Origin of the sequence: Amycolatopsis sp. NPDC049691, assembly GCF_040675005.1 — a bacterium.
Lineage (GTDB): Bacteria > Actinomycetota > Actinomycetes > Mycobacteriales > Pseudonocardiaceae > Amycolatopsis.
In genome coordinates, this window is sequence record NZ_JBFANX010000008.1 from 302,016 (window position 1) to 326,041 (window position 24,026).

The 24,026-nt window shown below is 73.8% G+C and carries 2 protein-coding genes; both read right to left on the reverse strand.

What is annotated here, in order from left to right; all coding sequences use genetic code 11:
* Positions 1 to 11: 11 nt before the first annotated feature.
* Positions 12 to 3,986, reverse strand: a complete 3,975-nt coding sequence (locus AB0J40_RS20995) for an amino acid adenylation domain-containing protein (protein WP_364455510.1) — start codon at positions 3,984 to 3,986, stop codon at positions 12 to 14.
* Entirely contained in the window at positions 3,983 to 24,001 is a 20,019-nt protein-coding gene (locus tag AB0J40_RS21000; RefSeq protein ID WP_364455513.1) for a non-ribosomal peptide synthase/polyketide synthase, read from the reverse strand. Before AB0J40_RS21000 ends, AB0J40_RS20995 begins: the two co-directional genes overlap by 4 nt.
* Between the last annotated feature and the right edge of the window lie 25 nt (positions 24,002 to 24,026).

Sequence of the window (24,026 nt, forward strand, 5' to 3'; positions counted from 1 at the left end):
GGCGTTCTCCTTCACTCGTCGGCGGTCACGGCGAGCCCGGCCAGCACGGCCCGGGCCAGCTCCGCCACGTGCGGCGGTTCGACCATGTCCCAGTGGTGGCCCGAAACCGGCGTCACCGTGAGCTCGCCGCGCGTGCGGGCGCGCCAGCTCTCCGGCCGCACTTCCGGGCGGCCCTTCACCGGGTGGGTGCCGGTGGAGGTGATGAGGTGGATGCCGGTGTCGACGACGGCCCGGCAGCGGTAGGCCTCGACGGCGTCCTTGCCCGCCAGGTAGACCCGCGCCATCCACTCGACGACGGCGTTGCCCGCGACTTCGCTCACCATGCCGCGGTCGCGGGCTTCGGCGAGCATCTCGTCGAGCGTGTCGACGGCGCCCGGGGCCAGTTTCAGCACGGCTTCGCCGAACCACGCGAGGGGGTCGCTGGTGTCGACCTCCGGCAGCGGGTTGCCGTAGTCGTCGACGCCGAGCACGGTCGCGTCGATGATGCAGAGGTGTTCGACGGCCCGGCCGGCCTTTTCCAGCTGGGCAGCCATTTCGAAGGCCACCGAGCCGCCCTGGGACCAGCCCGCGAGGCGGATCGGCCGGTCTCCCACCACCGGCAGGAGATCCGCGACGAACGCCGCGGCCAGCTCTTCGATCGTGTGCACCGGGTCCTCGCCGGGCCCGAAGCCGGGGGCCTGCAGGCCGAACACCGGCAGGGCGGGGTCCAGCTCGGCCACCAGCTGCAGGTACGGGAACGGGCTGCCGGCCGTCGGCGGCAGCAGGAACAGCGGCGCGACGCCCGCCCGGCCCGGCGACAGCGGCACGACCAGTCCCCCGCCGTGGTCCCCGGCCCGGATGAGGTCGGCCAGCGCCCGGATCGTCGGGGCGCGGAACACCTCGGCCAGGCCGACGGTCGCGCCCAGCTCGGCCTTGATCCGGTCGACCAGCACAACCGCCAGGAGCGAGTGGCCGCCGACGTCGAAGAAGCCGTCGGTGACCCCCACCCGGCGGCCGAGGAGGTCCTCCCACAGCTTGGCCAGCGCCATCTCCAGCTCGTCGCGCGGCAGGACGCCGGACGTCGACACCGGAGCCGCGTCCGGCACGGGCAGGGCGACGCGGTCGATCTTGCCGTTCGACGTCAGCGGCAGGGTGTCCAAAGTGGTCAGGGTCGCCGGGACCATGTACTCCGGCAGCCGTTCGGAGAGGTGCGCCCGCAGCACGTCGGCGTCCACAGTGGACGGCGACACGTACCCGGCGAGTGCGCCGTCGCGGACCACGGCGACCGCCTCGGTGACGCCGGGGCCGCCGACCAGCGCGGCCTCGATCTCGCCCAGTTCGATGCGGTAGCCGCGCACCTTGACCTGGTGGTCGGTGCGGCCGACGAACTCCAGCCGCCCGTCCGGGAGGTAGCGGGCCAGGTCGCCGCTGCGGTAGAGCCGGCCGGGCCCGAACGGGTTCGGCACGTACTTCGCCGCGGTCAGGCCGGGATTGCCGGCGAAGCCGCGCGCGACCCCGGCACCGCCCGCGTACAGCTCGCCGGTGACGCCGACGGGAACCGGCCGCAGGTGCTCGTCGAGGAGGTAGACCTCGGTGTTCCAGATCGGGCGGCCCACCGAGATCGGCGTGCTCACGCAGTCGGCGGCGGGCAGCAGGTTGATCACGTTGGCCACCGACGTCTCGGTGTGGCCGTACTCGTTGGCCACCACGACGTCCGGAGCGTGCTCCCGCCAGAACTCCAGGGCTTCGGCCGTCAACTGTTCGCCGCCGACGACCAGATGCGCGGCCGCGGCCGCCGCCTCGGGCGCGAGACACCGGCGCAGGGGTTCGAGGTGGGCCGGGGTGAGCTTGACGAAGCTGAACTTCCGTCCGCTCGACAGGACGTCGGCCAGCCCGGCGACCGGGTGCTCGTCCTCCGGCACCAGCGTCACCGTCGTGCCGCACAGCAGCGGCACGAACAGCCCGGTGACGGTCAGGTCGAAGGCGAGCGACGAGTGCACCGGGGCACCGTCCCCCTCGTCGGCGCGGTAGGCCTGGCGGCACCAGTCCAGGTAGTGCAGCACGCCGCGGTGGCTGATCATCACGCCCTTGGGGCGGCCGGTCGAACCGGAGGTGTAGATGACGTAGGCGAGGTTCTCCGGGTCGACGACCGGGTCGGTCCACGGCACCGGGTCGTCGGCGACCGGCTCGTCGGCCAGGAGCTTGACCTCGCCGAGGTTCTCCCCGGCGTACCGGCGGGTGGTGACCAGCACGCGCGCGCCGGCCTGGCGGAGCATGTACTCCTTGCGGTCCCGCGGGTAGGCCGGGTCGAGCGGGATGTAGTGGCCGCCGGTCTTGAGGATGGCCAGCAGCACCGGCAGCAGCAGCGGACCGCGTTCGCAGAGCACGCCGACCGGGGTTTCGACGCCGACGCCGTGCGCCCGCAGGCGCTGGGCCAGCCGCGTGGCACGGTCCTCCAGCTCGGCGTAGGTCAGCTCGGTCTGTCCACAGCGGACGGCGATCGCGTCCGGGGTGGACGCGGCCTGCGCCGCGATCCGGCCGTGCAGGGTGCCGCGCAGGTAGGGCTCGGCGGTGGCGTTCCAGGTCTCCAGCAGCAGCTTCCGCTCGTCCGCGCCGAGGACGTCCACTTCGGACAGCCGGACGCCGGGCTTCTCGGCGAGTTCGGTGAAGAGCCGGACGAAGTGCTCGCCCATCCGCGCCATCCGGACCTCGTCGAACAACGCGGTCGCGTACTCCAGCACGCCTTCGACGGAACCGTCCGCCTGGCGGACGAAGGAGATCATCAGGTCGAACTTCGCCGTCGTCGAGGGCAGATCCACCGGCGACACCCGCAGTTCGCCCAGGTCCGGCGAGCCGGACGAAGAGTCGTAGACGGCGAACATGACCTGGACGACCGGGGTGTGCGCGAGGTCGCGCTCCGGCGCCAGCTCCTTGACCAGCCGCTCGAACGGCAGGTCCTCGTGCGCCTGGTCGGCCAGCCGCGCCACGCGGACGCGGTCGGCGAGGGTGGCGAAGTCCGGGTCGCCGGACAGGTCGCCGCGGGCGACGACGGTGTTCACGAAGAACCCGACCATGTGCTCCAGCTCGGCCCGGCCGCGGCCGGCGACCGGCGTGCCGACGGCGATGTCCGTACGCCCGGTGTGCCGGCCCAGCACGACGTAGGCGGCGGCCAACAGGGTCATGAAGGGCGTCGCGCCGGCTGCCTTGCCCTGGTCGAGCACGGCGGAGGCGGCGGCCGCGGGGATGGTGAAGCGGACCGACGCGCCGTGGTGGTCGCGCTGCGCCGGGCGCGGCCGGTCGGCGGGCAGTTCGAGGGTTTCCAGCCCGGCGAGCCGCTCCCTCCAGTACGCGAGGTCGGCCGCGTGGGCGTCCACCCGGGACTGCTCCCAGACGGCGAAGTCCGCATAGGACAGTTCGACCGGAGGCAGTTCCTCCCCGGTGTAGAGCTTGCGGAGGTCGTCCATCAGGATCGGCAGGGACCAGCCGTCGCAGGCGATGTGGTGGACGTTCAGGGCGAGCACGTGCCGGTCCGGCGCCTCGCGGACCAGCAGCGCGCGGAACACCGGCCCGGCGGCGAGGTCGAAGGGACGGCCGACGTACTCGGTCAGCACCTCCTCCGGGTCGCCCTCGACCACCGGCAGGTCGACCGGCGCCGGGGCGTTGATCACCTGGCGCGGCTGGTTGTCCTCCGCGGTGTACGTCGTGCGCAGGATCTCGTGCCGCGCCACCAGTGCGTCGAGCGACCGGCGGAGCGCGTCGACGTCGAGCGCGCCCTCCAGTCGCAGGAGCAGCGGCACTGCGTACTCGGCGCTGTCCGGGTCGAGGCGGTCGAGGAACCACAGGCGCTGCTGCCCGGCCGACAGCGGCAGCGGGGCACCGCGGTCGGCCCGGCCGAACGCCCGGGCCGGCGCCGCGGCCCGGCCGCGCAACCGTTTCGCGAGCACCGCGGCCCGCAGCCGCGCGGCGCGCTCGGCGTCGGCCTCCGGGCGGATGTCGAACGTGGTCATGCGCTGGCCTCCTCGGTGAGGGAGTCGAGGAGCTCCTGCTCGGACATGCCGGCGAGCTCGGCCTCGATCTCGGTGTGGACCACGGCGGCGAGCGCGGCGACCGTGGTGGTCTGGAACAGCACGGGTAGGGGCAGGTCCACCCCGAACGCGGCCTGCAGCCGCATGCGGACCTTGGCGGCGAGCACGGAGTGCCCGCCGAGGGCGAAGAAGTCGTCGCCGAGCCCGACGCGGGGCACGCCAAGGACCTCGGCCCAGATGTCGGCGATCAGCTGTTCCTCCGGGCTGCTCGGGGCTACGTAGTCCGCCGTCTCCTCGGCCGGTTCGGGCAGCGCCGCCCGGTCGAGCTTGCCGCTGGCGTTGACCGGCAGCGCGTCGAGCACGACGAACGCGCTCGGTACCAGGTGCTCCGGCAGCCGCTGCCCGAGGAACGTCCGCAGCTCGGCGGCCGTGACGTCGCCGGCGACGTAGGCGACCAGGCGTTTCTGGCCGGCCGGGTCCGGCTTGGCCAGCACGACCGCCGCGGTGAGCGCCGGGTGCGCCCGCAGCGCGGACTCGACTTCGCCGAGTTCGATGCGGAAGCCGCGGATCTTGACCTGGTCGTCGGTCCGGCCGAGGAACTCCAGGTCACCGGCGCGGGTGCGGCGGACGAGGTCGCCGGTGCGGTACATCCGCCCGCCCGCCGGGTTCGCCACGAACCGGCTCGCGGTGAGGCCCGGCCGGCCGAGGTAGCCGCGGGCCAGGCCCGGGCTCGCGACGTACAGCTCGCCCGCCACGCCCGGCGGCACCGGCTGGAGCCGGTCGTCCAGGACGTACGCCTGCGTGTGCCGCAGCGCCTGGCCGATGGTCACCGGGGCGCCGACCACCAGGGGCTCGGACACCGTCGAGACGACCGTGGCCTCGGTCGGGCCGTACATGTTGAGCATCCGGCGGCCCGGCGCCCACGTCGCGACCAGGTCGGGCGGGCAGACGTCGCCGCCGACGACGACCGTCCGGAAGTCCGGCAGGTCCGGGGCCTCGACGGTGGCCAGCGCCGCGGGCGGGATCAGCGCGTGCGTCACGCGGCCCTCGGCGAGGACGTCCCGCAACTGGTCGCCCAGCAGCGGGCCGGGCGGCGTGACGACCAGCGCGGCGCCGGTCATCAGGGACGCGCACAGCTCCAGGATCGACGCGTCGAAGCTCGGGGACACGTACTGCAGCACCCGGTCGCCCGGGCCGACCCGGTAGGCGTCGACGGTGTTGGCCACCAGCGTGCCGAGGCCGGCGTGGCTGACGACGACGCCCTTCGGCCGTCCCGTCGAACCCGACGTGTAGATCACGTACGCCGCGTTCTCCGGCGCCACCACGACGTCCAGCGGTCCGTCGTCCATTGTGGACTCCGGCAGTTCCCGCAGCGTGAGCACCGGGTTCGCGTCCTCGAGCATGTACCGGATGCGCTCGGCCGGGTAGCCCGGGTCGATCGGCAGGAAGGCCGCGCCGGTCTTGACCACCGCGAGCTGCGCCACGACCAGGTCGGCCGAGCGCGGCAGCAGCAGCGCGACCACCTGCTCCGGACCCGCGCCCCGCGCTCGCAGCAACCGGGCCACGCGGTTGGCCGCCCGGTCCAGTTCGGCGTAGGTGAGCGAATCCGGCCCGGCCACGACGGCCGGGGCGTCCGGGGTCCGCCGCGCCTGGGCCTCGATCAGCCCGGCGAACGTGCCACCGGGGGCGCTGGCATCCGCCGGGGCCGGCGCGCCCGCGTCGAGCATCGGGACGCGGTCGACCGGACGCCGCGGGTCGGCGGCGAACCCTTCGAGCAGCCGGAGGTAGCGCTCGGCGAACGCCGCGACCGTGTCCTCGTCGAACAGCGCGACCGGGTACTCGAGGACGCCGCCGACCGCGCCGTCGGCCTGCTCGCGCAGCACCATGGCGAGGTCGAACTTCGCGGCGCCCGTCTCGATCCCGACGGCCTCGCAGTCCAGCCCGGCGAACTCCCAACCGCCTTGCGCCACCGTCTGCAGCGCGAACATCAGCTGCACCAAGGGGTTCCGGCTCGGGTCGCGGTCCGGCCGCAGCTCGGCCACGACCCGGTCGAACGGGACTTCCTGGTGGCTGAAGGAGTTCAGCGCCGTCTCGCGGACCCGCTCCAGGAGGTCGGTGAAGCCCGGCGAGCCGGTCAGGTCGGCGCGCAACGCCAGGGTGTTGACGAACTGGCCGATCAGCCGCTCGGTGTCCGGGTGGTCGCGGCCGGCGACCGGGCTGCCGATCGCGAACTCCCGCAGCCCGGTGTGCCGCGCGACGAGCACCTGGAACCCGGCGAGCAGGGTCATGAACAGGCTGGCCCGGGCTTCCGCACCGACCTCGCCGAGCCGGGTCGCCAGCTCCGCGGGCACGCTGAACTCGTACCGCGCCCCGCGCGGGTCGCGCACCGGCGGCCGCGGCCGGTCGGTGGGCAGCTGCACCACCTGGGGCACGCCCGCGAGCTGCGTCCGCCAGAACTCGACGTCCGCTTCGCCCGGCCGGGACCAGGCCGCGACGTCGGCGTACTGCACCGGCAAAGGCGGCAAGTCGACACCGGCGTAGAGGTCGCGCAGCTCCTCGGCGAGGATGCCCTCGGACCAGCCGTCCAGGACGATGTGGTGCGCCGAGAGGACCAGCACGTGGTCGTCCCCGGCCAGCCGGCCGAGCGCGGCGGCGAAGACCGGCCCGGTGGCGAGGTCGATGCCCCGCAGAGCCAGGAACGGCTCGATCGCGTCGATCTCGGTGACGGGCAGCGGGACCGGGCCGGCCGCGTCGACGACCTGCCGCGGCTCGCCGTCGATTTCGACGAACCGGGTCCGCAGGATCTCGTGCCGCTCCACCAGCTTCGTGAGGGCGGCGGCGAGAGCGTCGACGTCGAGGGGCCCGCGGAGCCGGACCGCGTTGGGCACCAGGTACTCGGCGCTCGACGGGGCCATCCGGTCGGCCAGCCACATGCCGACCTGGACGCCGGCCAGCGGCGCGGGGCCGTCGGGCCGCTTCGGGATGGCCTCGAACTCGCGCTTGGTGGCGCGGGCGACGGCGTCGGCCAGCTCCGCGACCGTGGGCGAGTCGAAGATCAGCCGGATCGGGATGTCCGCCGAGAGCCGTTTGCGCAGCTCGGCGACCACCCGGACACCCAGCAGCGAGTGCCCGCCGAGGTCGAAGAAGTTGTCGTCGGTACCTACTCGCCCGACCCCGAGGACGTTCTGCAGCACCTCGGCGACGAGTTCCGCGACCGGGCCTTCGGGTGCCCGGTACTCGGCGCCGGCCGCGGCCGGCGCCGGCAGCGCCTTGCGGTCGATCTTGCCGCTGGTGGTGGTCGGGAACTCGGGCAGCACGCTCAGCGCCGTCGGCACGAGGTAGACCGGCAGCCGCTCGCGCAGCTGCTCGCGGATCCCGGCCTCGGTGAGCGTGACGCCGGCCTGCGGGGTGACGTACCCGGCGAGCCGCTTGTCGCCCGGCACCGGCTGCCACACCGTGACGGCGGCTTCCCGGACGCCGGGCAGTTCCAGGAGGACCTGCTCGACCTCGCCGGGCTCGACGCGGATGCCGCGGATCTTGACCTGCGAGTCCTGGCGGCCGAGGAAGGTCAGCGCGCCGTCGGGGGTGCGCAGGCCGCGGTCGCCGGTGCGGTAGAGCCGCTCCCCCGGGTCGAACGGGCTCGGCAGGAACGCCGCCGCCGTCTTGGCCGGGTCGCCGAGGTAGCCGCGGGCCAGGCCGACGCCGCCGATGAACAGGTCGCCGGGGACGCCGACCGGGACCGGCCGCAGGTGCTCGTCGAGGACGTGGATCCGGTTGTTGGCGATCGGCGAGCCGACGCTCACCGAGCCCGCACCGTCCAGATCGGACCGGCGGCACTCACGCATGGTCGAGTCGATCGAGACCTCGGTGGCGCCCCACTGGTTGTGCAGCGTGGCGGTGTCTCCCAAGCGGTCGAAGAACAGCTTCAGCAGCTCCGGCTGGAGCGCTTCGCCGCTGGTGATGACGTTGCGGACGGACTTGAGCGCGGCGCGGTCGGCCGGCGTCAGCTGCTCCAGGAACAGCGTCAGCATGCTCGGGACGAACTGCAGGTTGGCGACCCGGTGCCGGATCGCGCCGTCGAGGATGGCGGCCGGGTCGCGGTGCAGGCCCGGCGGGATCAGCGCGACTCGCCCGCCGACGATCAGCGGCCACAGGCATTCCACGGCGGCGTCGTCGAAGACCAGGGTCGTCTTCTGCAGGACGCCCTCGCCCGGCTGGAGCCGGTAGGTGTCCTGGTGCCAGCGCAGCCGGTTGACCCAGCCGCGGTGGGTGCTGGCGACGCCCTTCGGTTTGCCGGTGGAGCCGGAGGTGTAGTAGATCGAGACGAGGTTGTCGGGGTGGGTGGTGTCCGTCCACTTCGGCGCCGGTCCGTCCAGATCGGACACTTCGAGGAAGGTGACCTCCTCGCTGTGCGGGGTCGGCGCTCCTTCGTTGACCAGGCAGACCGGCGCATGGGCGTCGCCGAGGATGCCGAGCACCCGCGGTTCGGGGGCATCGGTCTCGATCGGGACGAACGCGCCGCCGGCCTTGAGGATCGCGACCAGGCCGACGATCAGGTCGATCGAGCGGTCCATCCGCAGGCCGACCGGGACGTCCGAGCCGACGCCGTGGCCGGTCAGGCGCGCGGCGAGGACTCCGGCGCGGCGGTCCAGCTCGGCGTAGCCGATGTGGTCGTCGAGGTATTCGACGGCGATCGCGTCCGGGGTCTTTCGCGCCTGCTCGGCGATGAGGTGGTGGAGGCAGACATCCTCGTCGTAGGCGACCTTCGTGTCGTTCACGCCGTGGACGAGGTGCTCCCGCTCGGCTTCGGTGAGCAGGTCCAGCTCGCCGACCGGGGTTTCCGGTGCGTCGGCGATCCGCTCGAGCAGGGTCGTGAAGTGCCCGGCGAGGCGCTCGATGGTGGTGGCGTCGAACAGGGCGGTCGGGTACTCGAAGATGCCGGTCAGGGCGCCGTCGGGAGCCTGGGCGAGAGCGAGTTCGAGGTCGAACTTGCTGACCCGGGTGTCGACGGCGAGCTTGTCGACCGTCAGCCCGGGCAGTGCCCAGCCGGCCTCCTCGGTGTTCTGCAGGGCGAACACGATCTGCACGAGCGGTGTGCGGGTGAGGTCGCGCTGCGGGCGCAGGAGTTCGACGATCCGGTCGAAGGGGACGTCGTCGTGGTCGAACGCCGCGAGGGTGCCGGTGCGGACCCTCTTCAGCAGGTCCGTGAACGCCGGGTCGCCGGTCAGGTCCGCGCGCAGCGGCACGGTGTTGACGAAGTGCCCGATCAGCGGCTCGGTCTGCGGGTGGCCGCGGCCGGACACCGGGGTGCCGATCGCGAAGTCCCGCATGGCGGTGTAGCGGCCGATGAGGACTTCGAAGGCCGCCAGGACGGTCATGAAGAGGCTCGCCCCGTGCTCGGCACCCAGCCGCTGCAGGCGGTCGACGACTTCCGCGGGGACGCGCACCGGCGTCTTGGCGCCGGCGATGTCCCGGGTGAGCGGCCGCGGCCGATCGGCGGGCAGCTCGGCGACGTGCGGCATGCCGTCGAGGGCCTGGCGCCAGAAGTCGAGCCCGGCTTGGTCGTCGGCCGCGGCCTGCCAGGCGGCGACGTCGCCGAACTGTACCGGCAGAGCGGCGGGCTGAACCCCGGCGTAGTGGTCGCGAAGTTCCTGTGCCAGGACACCCATGGACCACCCGTCGGCGACGATGTGGTGCATGACCAACACCAGCACGTGGTCACGCTCCGACACGCGGGCCAGTGCGGCGCGGAGGACGGGGCCGTGCTCCAGGTCGAGCGGGATGTCCAGCTGGGCGCGGACGAACGCCTCGACATCGGACTCATCGGTGACCGGCACCGGCACCGGGCGCACCGGGTCCACCACCTGGATCGGCTCCCCGTCGACCTCCACGAACCGGCTGCGCAGCACCTCGTGCCGGGCCACCACCGCCGACAGCGCGCCTGCCAGGGCCGCAACGTCGAGGTCGCCACCGATGCGCAACGCCAGCGGTACCAGGTACTCCGCCGAACCCGGCGCGAGCCGTTCGGCGAACCACAATCCGCGCTGCACCGGCGAAAGCGGCGTGCGAGCCCAGTGCGCCCGCACCGGGATCGGCGCGAAGTCCACAGTGGACGCCGCCGGCACCAGCCGGGCCAGCGAAGCGATCGTCGGGGCCTCGAACAGCGCCCGCACGCCCAGCCGGACGCCGAACTCCGTGCGCATCCGGCCGGTCACCTTCGCCGCGAGCAGCGAGTGCCCGCCCAGCGCGAAGAAGTTGTCCGCCACGCCCGGCGACGGAATCCCGAGCACGTCGGCCCAGATCGCCGCGAGCGCGGACTCCACCGGGGTACGCGGAGCCACGTGGCCCGCCACCACCCGCTGCGGCGCGGGCAGCGCCGCCCGGTCCAGTTTCCCGTTCGCCGTCCGCGGCAGCTCGGCCAGCGGCACGATCACGGACGGCACCAGGTACTCCGGCAACCGCGCCGCGGCGTACTCCGAAAGCACCGCGGGATCGGCGGTTCCCACGACGTAGGCGACCAGCAGGCCGTCCCGGACCACGACGGCGGCCTGCGTGACCCCGTCGTGCCCGGCCAGCACGGCCTGCACCTCACCCGGCTCGACGCGGAACCCGCGGATCTTGACCTGGTCGTCGGCCCGGCCCGCGTACTCGAGGACACCGGAAGCGTTCCACCGCGCGAGGTCGCCCGTCCGGTACATCCGCGCACCGGAACCGAACGGCGAGGCGACGAACCGCTCGGCCGTCGCCCCCGGCGCACCGAGGTACCCCAGCGCCGTGCCGACGCCGGCCAGGTACAGCTCGCCGACGACCCCGGCCGGCACCGGCCGCAGCCGCGCGTCGAGGACGTACGCGTGCTTCCCGGCGAGCGGCCGTCCGATCGGTACCGGCCCGTCCACCGCCGTGACCTCGTGGAACGTGCTGAAGCCCATCGTCTCGGCCGGACCGTAGCCGTTGACCACCGCGACGTGCGGGTACTCCCGCAGCACCTTCGCCAGGTGCGCGGGCGAGGCCGCCTCACCGCCGGTCATCGCGCGGCGGACCGTCGCGAACACCGCCGGGTGCTCGTCGACCAGGAAGTTGAACAGGCTCGCCGAGACGTCCAGGACCGTGACACCGTGCGCCACGACCAGGTCCTCGATCAGCGCCGGCTCGGGCCGCTGGCCGGGCTGGAGCACGACGGTGCCGCCCGACAGCAGCGGACCGAGGAGCTGCGTGCCGAAGGCGTCCCACGACACCGGCGCGCACTGCAGCCAGACGTCGTCCGGGCCGAACCCGGCGTAGTCCTGGCCGGTCAGCGTGCCGACGACCGCGCGGTGCGGGGCCGCGACCGCCTTCGGAACGCCCGTGGACCCCGAGGTGAACATGACCACGGCGAGGTCGTCCGGGCTGCCGGGCACGCCGAGGGCACCGCCGTCGCGGACGGCGATCGCGGCCGCGTCGGCGACGACGTCGATCCGCCGCCAGGGCAGCTCACCGCCGTCGGTCAAGACGACCGCGGCCGACGTCCGCCGCAAAGCGGCGACCAGGCGTTCGGCGGGGAAGTCCGTGTCCAGCACCGTGTACGCGGCCCCGGCCTTGAGGACGGCGAGCAGCGCGACGGCCAGCCGCGGTGAGCGTCCGATGTGGACGCCGACCAGGTCGCCGGGCCGCACACCCTCGGCCACCAGGTGCCGCGCGAGCCGGTTGGCCTCGGTGTCGAGCTGCCGGTAGGTGAGGGTCGAGCCCTCGAAGACCAGCGCGGTCGCGTCCGGTGCCCAAGCCGCCTGCCGCTCGACCAGCTCGTGCAGCCGCATCGCCGGTGCCGTGGCCTGCGTCGAACCGAGCGCCAGCAGTTCCGCCCGTTCGCCGGCGCCGAGCAGGTCCAGGTCCACAACGGACACGTCCGGCGTGGCGACGGCCGCGGTGAGGAACCGGGCGAACCGCTCCGCGATGGCGGCCGCCGTGGCCGCGTCGAACAAGTCGGTCGCGTACTCCAGCTGACCGCTCAAGCCGGCCGGGGTGCCGTCGGGAGCGTGGTTCTCCTCGATGCCCGCGGTGAGGTCGAACTTGGCGACGTCCCGGCGGACCGCGACCCCTTCGGTGGCCAGCCCGGGCAGGCTGACCCGCGCGCTCGCGTTGTTCTGCAGCACCAGCATCACCTGGAACAGCGGGTGCCGGGCGGCCGACCGCGCCGGGTTCAGCTCCTCGACGACCCGCTCGAACGGGACGTCGGCGTGCGCCAGCGCGGCCAGGCCGGCGTCGCGGACACGGGCCAGGAGCTGCCGGAACGTCGGCTGCCCGGAGACGTCCGTGCGCAGGACCAGGGTGTTGACGAAGAACCCGGCGAGGTCGTCCAGCGCGGTGTCCCCGCGCCCCGCGACGGCGGTACCCAGCGGCACGTCGTCCCCGGCGCCGAGCCGGGACAGCAAGGCCGCGAACCCGGCCTGCAGGGCCATGAACAGCGTCGCGCCGCTGCCCCGGGCCAGGTCGGCCAGCGCCGCGTGGACGTCCGCGCCGAGCGCGAACTCCACCGAGCCACCGCGGTGGCTCGCGACGGCCGGGCGGACCCGGTCGGCGGGCAGCGTCAGCTCCTCGGGCGCGCCGGCCAGGGTGTCGCGCCAGTACGCCAGCTGCCCGGCGATCTCCGGCTCGTCGAGGACTTCGCGCTGCCACAGCGTGTAGTCCGCGTACTGCACCGGCAGCGGCGCCCAGTCCGGGGCGTGCCCGTCGAGGCGGGCCGCGTACGCGGTGGCCAGGTCGCGCCACAGCGGCGCGGCGGACCAGCCGTCGGAGGCGATGTGGTGCAGCACCAGCAGCAGCACGTGGTCGTCGGCGGCGACCCGGACCAGGTGCGCCCGGATCGGCAGCTCGGTGCGCAGGTCGAACAGGTGCGCCGCGGCCTCCGCGAGCACGTCCGCCAGACTGTCCTCAGTGGACTCGACGACCGTCCACGGCACGTCGAACGCGGTCAGGATCTCCTGCCACGGCTCGCCGTCGCGGGACGGGAACACCGTTCGCAGCGACTCGTGCCGCTCGACGACGTCGGCCAGCGCCGCTCGCAGGGCAGGCACGTCGAGCGGGCCGCGCAGGCGCAGGGCGCGCGGGACGTCGTAGCCCGCGTTGGCCTCCTCGGCCTGGTCGACGAACCACAGCCGCTGCTGCGCGAACGACAGCGGCAGCCGGTCCGGGCGCTCGCGGCGGGTCACCGGCGGCCGCGCCGGCGCCGCGTCGCCGAGCACCTCGGCGAGGCCGGCGACGGCCGGCGTGCGGAACAGGTCCCGGATGCCCAGCTCGACGCCGAGCACCGCCCGGACGCGGCCGATCAGCCGGGCGGCCAGCAGCGAATGCCCGCCCAGGTCGAAGAAGCCGTCGTCCAGCCCGACCTCGGGCAGGCCGAGCACCTCGGCGAACAGTCCACAGAGGACGTTCTCGGTGACCGTCCGGGGACGGCGGCGCGAACCGGCCGCGAAGTCGGGCGCGGGCAGCGCGCGGCGGTCGAGCTTGCCGTTCGCGGTCCGCGGCAGCTCGGCCAGCGGCACGATCGCCGACGGCACCAGGTAGTCGGGCAGCCGCTCGGCCAGGTACGCCCGCAAAGCCGCGGGCTCGGCGTCGCCGACGACGTAGCCGATCAGCCTGCCGTCGCGGACGACGACCGCGGCCTGCTCGACGCCGTCGTGCCGCGCCAGCACCGCCCGCACTTCCCCGGGCTCGACGCGGAAGCCGCGGACCTTGACCTGGTCGTCGGCGCGGCCGACGTACTCGAGGACACCGTCGGCGCGCCAGCGGACGAGGTCGCCGGTGCGGTACATCCGCTCCCCCGGGGCGAACGGCGAAGCCACGAACCGCTCGGCCGTGGCGGCGGGCAGGCCGCGGTAACCGTCCGCGAGACCGTGGCCCGCGAGATACAGCTCACCCGTGACACCAGGAGCCACCAACGCCAGGTGGGCGTCGAGGACGTACGCGCGCTTGCTCGCGACGGGCCGGCCGATCGGGATGGCCGTGCCGCCGAGGTCCGCCTCGGTGATCGGGTGGAACGTCGTGTAGCCCATGCTTTCGGCCGGGCCGTAGCCGTTGATCAGCCGGACGTCCGGGTACTCGCGCAGTGCCTTGGTGACGTGCTCGACGGACGCCGGCTCGCCGCCGGTCATCGCCCGGCGCAGCACGGTGAAGACCTGCCGTTCCTGGTCGAGGAGGTAGTTGAACAGGCTCGCCGACGCGTGCAGCACCGTGACGCCGTGCTCGACGACCAGCGCGGCAATCCGCTCCGGTTCGGGGTTCTGGCCGGGCTGCAGGACCGTCCGGCCGCCGAAGAGCAGCGCCCCGAACAGCTGGAGCGCGAAGCCGTCCCACGAGACCGGCGCGCACTGCAGCCACACCTGGCCGGCGTCGAAGGTCGCGTAGCCCTGGCCCATCGTGGCGACGACCCCGCGGTGCGACGTCGCGACGCCCTTGGGGACACCGGTCGAGCCGGAGGTGAACATGACGCAGGCCAGGTCGGCCGGGGTCAGCTCGACGTCCGGGTTCGTCCTCTCGGCGTGGCTCGGCAGGGACTTCAGCACCCGTTTGACGCCCGCCTGCTCGGTGACCGCGGCCAGCCGCTCGGCCGGGTAGCTCGGGTCCAGCAGCGTGTAGGCGGCGCCGGACTTGAGCACGCCGAGCACCGCGATCGCGAAGTCGAAGCCGCGCTCCATCAGGACCCCGACCACTTCGCCGCGGCGGACTCCGTCGTCGAGCAGGTGGTGGGCGACCTCGTTGGCACGGGCGTTCAGCTCGCCGTAGGTCAGCGACTCGCCTTCGAACAGGAGCGCGACGGCGTCGGGGTCCTGCCGCTCGACGATCGTGTGCAGGCAGTCTTCGGGCGCGTCGCTCACCTCGACGGCGTTGCCCGCCGCCAGGACGAGGTCGCGCTCGTCGGTGGTGAGCACGTCGTACGCCGTCACCGGCTTCGCGGGTGCGTCGGCGATCTGCGCCAGCAGCCGCACGAACGCCGACGCCAGGCGCTCGGCGGTGGCGGCGTCGAACAACGCGGTGGCGTACTCGAAGGCGCCGGTGATCCCGCCGCCGTCGCCGTGCTCCTCCAGTGCGGCGGTGAGGTCGAACTTGGCGACCGCGCGGGCCACCTCGTACGGCTCGCACTCCACTCCGGACAGTGCGGGCGCCGGGGCGTCCTGCTGCAGGACCAGCATCACCTGGAACAACGGGTGCCGCGCCGCCGAACGGGCGGGGTTCAGCTCCTCGACCAGCCGCTCGAACGGGACGTCGTCGTGCTCGAACGCGCTCAGGTCGGCTTCGCGGACGCGGTCCAGCAGCTCGATGAACGCCGGCGCGCCGCTGACGTCGGTGCGCAGGACGACGGTGTTGACGAAGAACCCGACGAGGTCGTCGAGGGCCGGGTCGGGCCGGCCGGCGACCGGGGTGCCGATCGGGATGTCGTCGCCGGCGCCGAACCGCGCCAGCAGCGTCGCGAGCGCGGCCTGCAGGACCATGAACAGGGTCGCGCGCTGCCCGGCCGCCAGCTCCAGGAGCCGCGCGTGCAGCTCGGCCGGGATCACGACGGCCGCCGACCCGCCGGTGTGGTCCGCGGTGGCGGGCCGGACGCGGTCGTAGGGCAGCGCCAGTTCCTCGGGCAGGCCGGCGAGCGCGTCCCTCCAGTACGCGAGGTCGCTGTCGAGTTCCCGTTGCCACAGCGTGTAGTCCGCGTACTGCACGGGCAGCGGGGTCCACTTCGGAGCGTCGCCGTCGAGCCGGGCGGCGTAGGCGGTGGCCAGGTCGCGCAGCAGGACCGGGATCGACCAGCCATCACCGGCGATGTGGTGGGTCAGCACGAGCAGGACGTGCTCGTCGCCCTCGCTGAACAGCCACGAGCGCACCGGTGGCGCGGCGGCCAGGTCGAACGGCGTCCGGGCGGCCTCGGCGACCGAGCCGGTGCCGGCCTCGAACGGGACCTCGAAGGAGTCCAGGACCACCTGGTACGGGCCGGACTCGTCCTCCGCGTAGTACGTGCGCAGAGCTTCGTGCCGACCGGCCACATCGGACAGTGCGGCGGAAAGGGCGGCCGCGTCGACGTCGCCGCGCAGCCGCAGCGCGATCGGCATGTGGTAGGCGGTGTCCCCGGGGTCCATCCGGGCCAGGAACCACAGCCGCTCCTGACCGGGCGCCAGCGGCAGGCGGTCCGGTCGCGAGCGCCGCGTGACGGCCGGGCGCTCCGCGACGGCGTCCCCGAGGCTCTCGCTGAGGCCGGCGACCGTCGGCGTCGCGAACAGCGCCCGCACGGTGACGTCGAGGCCGAGGACCGCGCGGATGCGCCCGGCCAGCCGGGTGGCCAGCAGGGAATGGCCGCCCAGGTCGAAGAAACCGTCGTCGATGCCGACCTCGGGCACCCCGAGGACCTCGGCGAACAGCTCGCACAGCGCGTGCTCGCGCGCGGTCCGCGGGACCCGGCCGGTGCCGCTCTCCAAGGCCGGCGCGGGCAGGGCCTTGCGGTCGAGCTTGCCGTTCGGGGTCCGGGGCAGCTCGTCGAGCAGCACGAACGCCGACGGGACCATGTAGCCGGGCAGCGCGGCCGCCAAGTGGCGTCGCAGGTCCTCGACGTCGACCGGCCCGCTGGGCACGACGTAGGCGACCAGGCGCTTGTCGCCGGGCCGGTCCTCGCGGACGACGACCGCGCGCAGCGCGACCGCCGGGTGCGCGGCCAGCACGGCCTCGATCTCGCCCAGCTCGATGCGGAAGCCGCGGATCTTGACCTGGTGGTCGACGCGGCCGAGGAACCGGAGCTCGCCGTCGCGGCGGCGGGCGACCAGGTCGCCGGTGCGGTACATCCGCTCCCCCGGCCGATGAGGCGACGCGACGAACCGGTCCGCGGTCAGGTCGGGCCGGCCGAGGTAGCCGCGCACGACACCGTCCCCGGCGATGTACAGCTCACCGGGAACACCCGGCGGCACCGGCCGCAACATCCGATCGAGCACGTGGACCTGCGTGTTCGCGATCGCCGTGCCGATGGTCGGCGAGCCGTCGCCGACGCGGGCGGTCGTCGACCAGATCGTCGTCTCGGTCGGGCCGTACATGTTGGTGACCGACGCGGCCCGCGCCCGCAGCGCGACCGCGAGGTCGTCGGGCAGGGCTTCGCCGCCGACCAGGACGTGCACGCCGGAGAGGTCGACCGGCTCGGCCAGCAGCGCGTGGAACAGGCTCGGCGTGGCCTGCAGGAGCGTGACGTCCTCGGCGAGCGCGGCCAGCGCGCGGGTGTCGCGCACGTCGTCGCGGCTCGCGAGCACGACGGTCGCCCCGGCCAGCAGCGGCGCGAAGATCTCCAGGCCGGCGATGTCGAAGCCGACCGTCGTGACCGCGAGGAGCCGATCTCCCGCCGTCATCCCGAACCGGTCGACCATGTCGAGGAGGAAGTTCAGCAGCGGCCGCCGGGGCACGACGACGCCTTTGGGGCGGCCGGTCGAGCCGGAGGTGAAGATGACGTACGCCGGGCTGTCCGGCGACGCGGTGTGCGGCAGGTTCGCGGTCTCGTCGGCGAAGACGAGGTCGTCACCGCGGAGGACCAGGGCCGGAGCGGCGTCCTCGAGCATCATCGCCAGGCGGTCGGCCGGGTACTCCAGGTCGAGCGCGAGGTAGCCGGCGCCGGTCTTGAGCACGGCGAGCATCGCGACGATCAGCTGCTCGTCGCGCGGCAGGGCGAGGGCGACGTACCGCTCGGGGCCGGCGCCGCGGGCGGCCAGGTGGTGGGCGAGCCGGTTCGCCCGGGTGTTCAGCTCGGCGTAGGTCAGCGTCGTCGCGCCGAACTCCAGCGCCGGCGCGTCCGGCGTGGCCGCGGCCCGGGCTTCGAACAGCTCGATCACCGACGTGTCCGGCAGCGGCCGCACCGTTTCGCGGTGGGCGGTGTCGATGGCGGTGCGCTCGCCGTCCGACAGCAGGTCCACAGTGGACAGGGCGCGGTCGGGCGCGGCGACGGCGCCTTCGAGCAGCCGGACGAACCGGGCGGCGAGGTCGGCCGCCGTGCCCGCGTCCAGGAGGTCGGTCGCGTACTCCAGGTACCCGCCGATGCCCGCCGGCTCCCCGTTGGTGCCGGTGTTCTCCTCCAGGTTGAGGGTGAGGTCGAACTTCGCGGTCTCGGTCGTCACCGGCACGTCCGCCGCGGTCAGGCCGGGCAGGGTCAGGTTGCCGGCGACGTTGTTCTGCAGCGCCAGCATGACCTGGAACAGCGGGTGCCGCGCGGTCGAGCGCGCCGGGTTGAGCCGTTCGACGACCCGCTCGAACGGGACGTCGGCGTGGTCGAACGCCGTCAGCGCGGTTTCGCGGACCCGCCGCACGAGTTCGGCGAAGCCGGGGTCGCCGCTGAGGTCCGTGCGCAGGACGAGCGTGGTGACGAAGAAGCCGACGAGGTCGTCGAGCGCGGCGTCGGGCCGGCCCGCCGACGGGGTGCCGACGGCGACGTCGTCCCCGGCGCCGAGCCGCGACAGCAACGCCGCGAAACCGGCCTGCAGCACCATGAACAGCGTCGCGTGCTCACCGCGGGCGAGCTCCAGGAGCCGGGCGTGCAGGTCCGCGTCGATGTGTACCGGCAGCGTGGCGCCGCGGTGGCTCGCGACCGGCGGGCGCGGGCGGTCGAAGGGCAGGCTGATCTCGTCGGGCAGCCCGGCGAGCGCCTCGGCCCAGTAGTCGAGGGAGTCGTCGGACAGATCCTGTTGCCACAGCGCGTAGTCCGCGTACTGGACGGGCAACGGCGTCCACTTCGGACTCTCACTGGCGACACGGGCGGCGTAGGCCGTCGAGAGGTCACGCAGCAGCGGCGCGAAGGACCAGCCGTCGCCGGCGATGTGGTGGGTGACGACCACCAGCACGTGGTCGTCGTGCTCGCGCCGCAGTGCCGCACGAATCGGCAGCTCGCCGGCCAGGTCGAACTCGCGGGCGACGAACTCGGCGAGGTCCACGTCGCCTTCGGTCCACGGCAGCTCGGCGAGCGGGCGGACTTCCTGACGCGGCACGCCGTCGGTGTCCGGGAACACCGTGCGCAGGGCCTCGTGGCGCTCGAGCACGTCGGCGAACGCCTGACGCAGCGCGGCGACGTCGAGGGCGCCGGTCAGCCGCAGCGCGCGGGGGACGTTGTAGGTCGCGCCGGCCTGGTCGAGCTGCTCGACGAACCACAGGCTGCGCTGCGCCGACGAGAGCGGCAGGACGGCCGGGCGTGGCCGCGCCACGACGGCGGGCCGGGCGGCCCGGGCGCTGTCCAGAACCGCGGCCAGGCCGGCGACGGTCGGCGCGCGGAAGACGTCCGCGACGCCGATCCGGGCGCCCAGCACCGACCCGATGCGGGCGACGAGCCGGGCGGCGAGCAGCGAGTGCCCGCCGAGGGCGAAGAACCCGTCGTCGACCCCGACGGCCTCGACGCCGAGCACGTCGGCGAACAGTCCACAGAGGACTTCCTCGCGCGGGGTGCGGGCCGCGCGGCTCGTGCTCGTGCGCTCGGGGGCGGGCAGGGCCCGGTGGTCGAGCTTGCCGTTCGGGCTCAGCGGCAGCGCGTCGAGCAGGACGAACGCGCTCGGCACCAGGTGTTCCGGCAGCCGCTCGGCGAGGTGGGCGCGGAAGTCGGCGGGCTCGCCGACGACGTAGGCGACCAGGAGCTTCTGGCCCGGCCGGTCCTCGCGGACGACGACCGCCGACTCGGTGACGGCCGGGTGGGTGCCCAGCGCGGTCCGGACCTCGCCCGGCTCGACGCGGAACCCGCGGATCTTGACCTGGTCGTCGGCCCGGCCGACGTACTCGAGGACGCCGTCGGCGCGGCGGCGCACGAGGTCGCCGGTGCGGTACATCCGCTCCCCCGGCTGGAACGGACTGGCCACGAACCGCTCGGCGGTCAGGGCGGGGCGGCCGACGTAGCCGTCCGCGATGCCACCGCCGGCGGCGTACAGCTCGCCGACGACGCCGGGCGCGACCGGCCGCAGCCGCTCGTCCAGGACGTACGCGCGCTTGCCGTTCAGCGGCACGCCGATCGGGATGGCCGCCCCGAGGTCGGCGGGCGTGACGCGGTGCGAGCTGACGAAGATCATGTTCTCGACCGGGCCGTAGGCGTTGGTGAACACCACGTCCGGGAAGCTGTCCAGGGCCTTCCTCAGGTGCGTGACCGAGGCGACCTCGCCACCGGTGTAGACATTCCTGACCCGCGTGAAGACGGCCGGGTACTCGTCGAGGAGGAAGTTGAGCAGGCTGGCCGAGAGGAACAGCGTCGTGACGCCGTGCCGCTCGACCAGGTCGGCGATCAGCGCGGGCTCGGGCTTCGGGCCGGGCTGCAGGACGCAGGCGGCGCCGGTGAGCAGGGCCCCGAACAGCTCGAACGCGAAGGCGTCCCACGAGACGGGCGCGGTCTGCAGCCAGACGTCACCGCCGTAGCCCTGGCCGAGGACCGTGGTGACGACAGCTTCGTGAGAGGCGACAACACCCTTCGGCGTCCCGGTGGAGCCGGAGGTGAACATGACGCAGGCCGGCCCGGCCGAGCTGACCGCGCGGCCCGGCGCGGCCGCGATGGCGTCCACTCCGGACAGATCGTCGAGCACGACCGGCGCGTCGACCAGCTCGGCCAGGAGCTGACGGCGGTCGGCGGGGAACGACGGGTCCAGGAGCGTGTACCCGCAACCGGCCTTGAGCACACCGAGGATGGCGGCGACCAGGTCCGGGCCGCGGTCGAGGCAGATGGCGACGATCCGGCCGGGCTCGACACCGGTCAGGAGCGCGGCGACGCCGTTGGCGCGGGCGTCCAGCTCGGCGTAGCCGACGGTCCGGTCCTCGAACAGGAGCGCGGTGCGGTCCGGCGTGCGGCGGGCGTGGCCCTCGACGACTTCGTGCAGGGTGCCGGCCGGTGCGGCGGGCGCGAGCAGGCCGCCCGTCTCGGCCTGGCGCCGCTCGGCCTCGTCGAGGAGGTCGAGGTCGCCGATGCGGGTGTCCGGGTTCGCGGCGACGGCGGCCAGGACGCGCAGGAGGCGGCCGGCCAGCGTGGCGGCGGTGGCGCGGTCGAACAGGTCGCTCGCGAACTCCAGGAGGCCGGTCAGCTCGCCGTCGCGTTCCTCGAAGATCGCAGCCAGGTCGAACTTCGCGTACCCGATGTCGACGCGCTCGCCGGTGGCGCGGACGCCGGGCAGGTTCAGCTCGGCGGCGAGGTTGTTCTGCAACACCAGCAGCACCTGGAACAGCGGGTGGCGGCCCAGCGAACGGGCCGGGTTCAGCTCCTCGACGACCCGCTCGAACGGCACCTCGGAGTGCTCGAACGCGGCCAGGCAGGTTTCCCGGGCGCGGTCCAGCAGCTCGCGGAAGGTCGGGTCGCCGCCGGTGGCGGTGCGCAGCACGACGGTGTTGACGAAGAAGCCGACGAGGTCGTCGAGCGCGGCGTCCGTGCGGCCCGCGACCGGCGAGCCGACCGGGACGTCGTCGCCCGCGCCGAGGCGGGTGAGCAGGGCGGCGAAGGCGGCCTGCAGGACCATGAACAGCGTCGCGCCTTCCGCCGCGGCCAGGTCGGCGAGCTTGCGGTGGACGTCGGCGGGGACGTCCATCGGGACGACGCCGCCGCGGTGGCTCGCGACCGCGGGACGGGGGCGGTCGGCGGGCAGCGGCAGTTCTTCGGGCAGCCCGGCCAGGGTGTCCCGCCAATACGCGAGGTCGCGCTCGACGGGGAGTTCTCGTTGCCACAGCGTGTAGTCCGCGTACTGGACCGGCAGCGGCGTCCACTTCGGAGGGTTGCCGGTGGCGCGGGCGGCGTAGGCGGCCGACAGGTCGCGCAGGAGCGGGGCGAAGGACCAGCCGTCGCTCGCGATGTGGTGCACGACCAGCAGCAGCACGGCGGTGTCGCCGGGCAGGGTGAAGAGGGTGGCGCGGATCGGCAGTTCGCGGGCGAGGTCGAAGCCGGCCTCAGTGGCGGCGGTCAGGTCCTGGCTCAGTATGTCCTCAGTGGACTGTTTCGTCGCCCACTGGACTTCGCCGGAGGACAGGACGTGCTGCACCGGCTCGTCGCCGTCGCGGGTGAAGATCGTGCGGAGGGCTTCGTGGCGGGCGACGACGTCTTCGACAGCTCGGCGGAGCACGTCCGCGTCGATCGGGCCGGTCAGGCGGACGGCCTGTGGGACGTGGTAACTGGCGTTCCAGGTGTCGGCCTGGTCGAGGAACCACAACCGGCGCTGCGCGAACGACAGCGGCATGGGCTCGGGGCGGCGGCGCGGCGTCAGGGCCGGGCGTGCGTCGGACGCGTCTTCGAGGAGCTCGGCCAGGCCGGCCGGAGTCGGCGCGCGGAAGACGTCGCCGATGCCGGCCTCGACGCCGAGCGTGGCGCGGATGCGGGAGACGAGCCTGGCGGCCAGGAGGGAGTGGCCGCCGAGGGCGAGGAAGCCGTCGTCGATGCCGACGCCGTCGACGCCGAGAATCTCGGAGAACAGCGCGCAGAGCGCGGCCTCGCGCGGGGTGCGCGGGGCGCGGCCGGTGCGGGCGGCGGACCAGTCCGGGGCGGGGAGGGCCTTGCGGTCGAGCTTGCCGCTCGGGGTCAGCGGCAGGTCTTCGAGCACCACGAACGCGGCCGGGACCATGTACTCCGGCAGGTTCTCGGCCAAGGCTGCGCGCAGGGCCTCGACGTCCGGCGGGGCACCGTCCGGGACGACGTACCCGACCAGGCGCTGGTCGCCTTCGCGGTCTTCACGGGCCAGCACGCACGAGCCGCCGACCCCGGGCTGGCGGTCGAGGACGGCCTCGATCTCGCCCAGCTCGACGCGCAGGCCGCGGATCTTGACCTGGTGGTCGGTGCGGCCGAGGTAGTGCAGGGCGCCGTCGGCGGACCAGCGGGCGAGGTCGCCGGTGCGGTACATCCGCTCCCCCGGCTCGAACGGGCTCGCCACGAACCGCTCGGAGGTCAGGCCGGGCCGGCCGTGGTAGCCGCGGGCCAGCTGGACCCCGGCGAGGTACAGCTCGCCGGCGACGCCCGGCGCGACCGGCTTCAGCTCGGCGTCGAGGACGTACGTGCGGGTGTTCCACACCGGACGTCCGATCGGGACAGTCGTTTCTCCGGGTTCGCAGGCCCAGTACGTGACGTCGACCGAAGCTTCGGTGGGGCCGTACAGGTTGTGCAGCTCGACACCCGGGAGCGTGGCGAAGAACCGGGCCTGCAGCTCCGCGGGCAGGGCTTCCCCGCTGCACAGCACGCGGCGCAGGCCGGTGCAGGTCGCGGCGGCGGGGTCGAGCAGGAACGCCTGGAGCATCGACGGGACGAAGTGGACGGTCGTGATCCGCTCGGCGCGGATGATTTCGGCGAGGTAAGCCGGATCGCGGTGACCGCCGGGACGCGCGACGACGAGCGTGGCGCCGGTCAGCAGCGGCCAGAAGAACTCCCAGACGGAGACGTCGAAACTGGACGGCGTCTTCTGCAGCACGCGGTCTTCTTCGGTGAGGCCGTACTGGGCCTGCGTCCAGGCGAGCCGGTTGACGATGCCTTCGTGCGGCACCAGGACGCCCTTGGGGCGGCCGGTGGAGCCGGAGGTGTAGATGGCGTATGCCAGGTCCTTTGTGGACACAGCCGGTTCCGGCGCCGGGTGGGCGGAGAAGTCCACGGCGTCGAGGAGGATGGTCTCGGCGTCGATTCTTCCGGCGAGGTGGGTCTGGGTGAGGACGACCGGCGCGGCGCTGTCGGCGACCATGTAGGCCAGCCGGTCGGCCGGGTAGTCCGGGTCGAGCGGGACGTAGGCGCCGCCGGCCTTGAGCACCCCCAGCAGGGCGACCACCAGCTCGAGGCTCCGGTCGGCGCAGACGCCGGTGAGGACACCGGGGCCCACGCCCCGCTCGGCCAGGAGGTGCGCGATCCCGTCGGCCCGGCGGTGGAGTTCGCGGTAGGTCAGGGACTCGCCTTCGAACACCAAGGCCGTCGCGTCCGGGGTGCGGGCCGCCTGCTCGGCGAGCAGCCGGGTGAGCGTGCGGCCCGCTCCCGGGACGTCGGTGGTGGTGTCGTTCCAGGCCGCCAGCAGCTGCCGGGCGTCGTGGTTCACGGTGATCAGCTCCAGTTCGTTACCG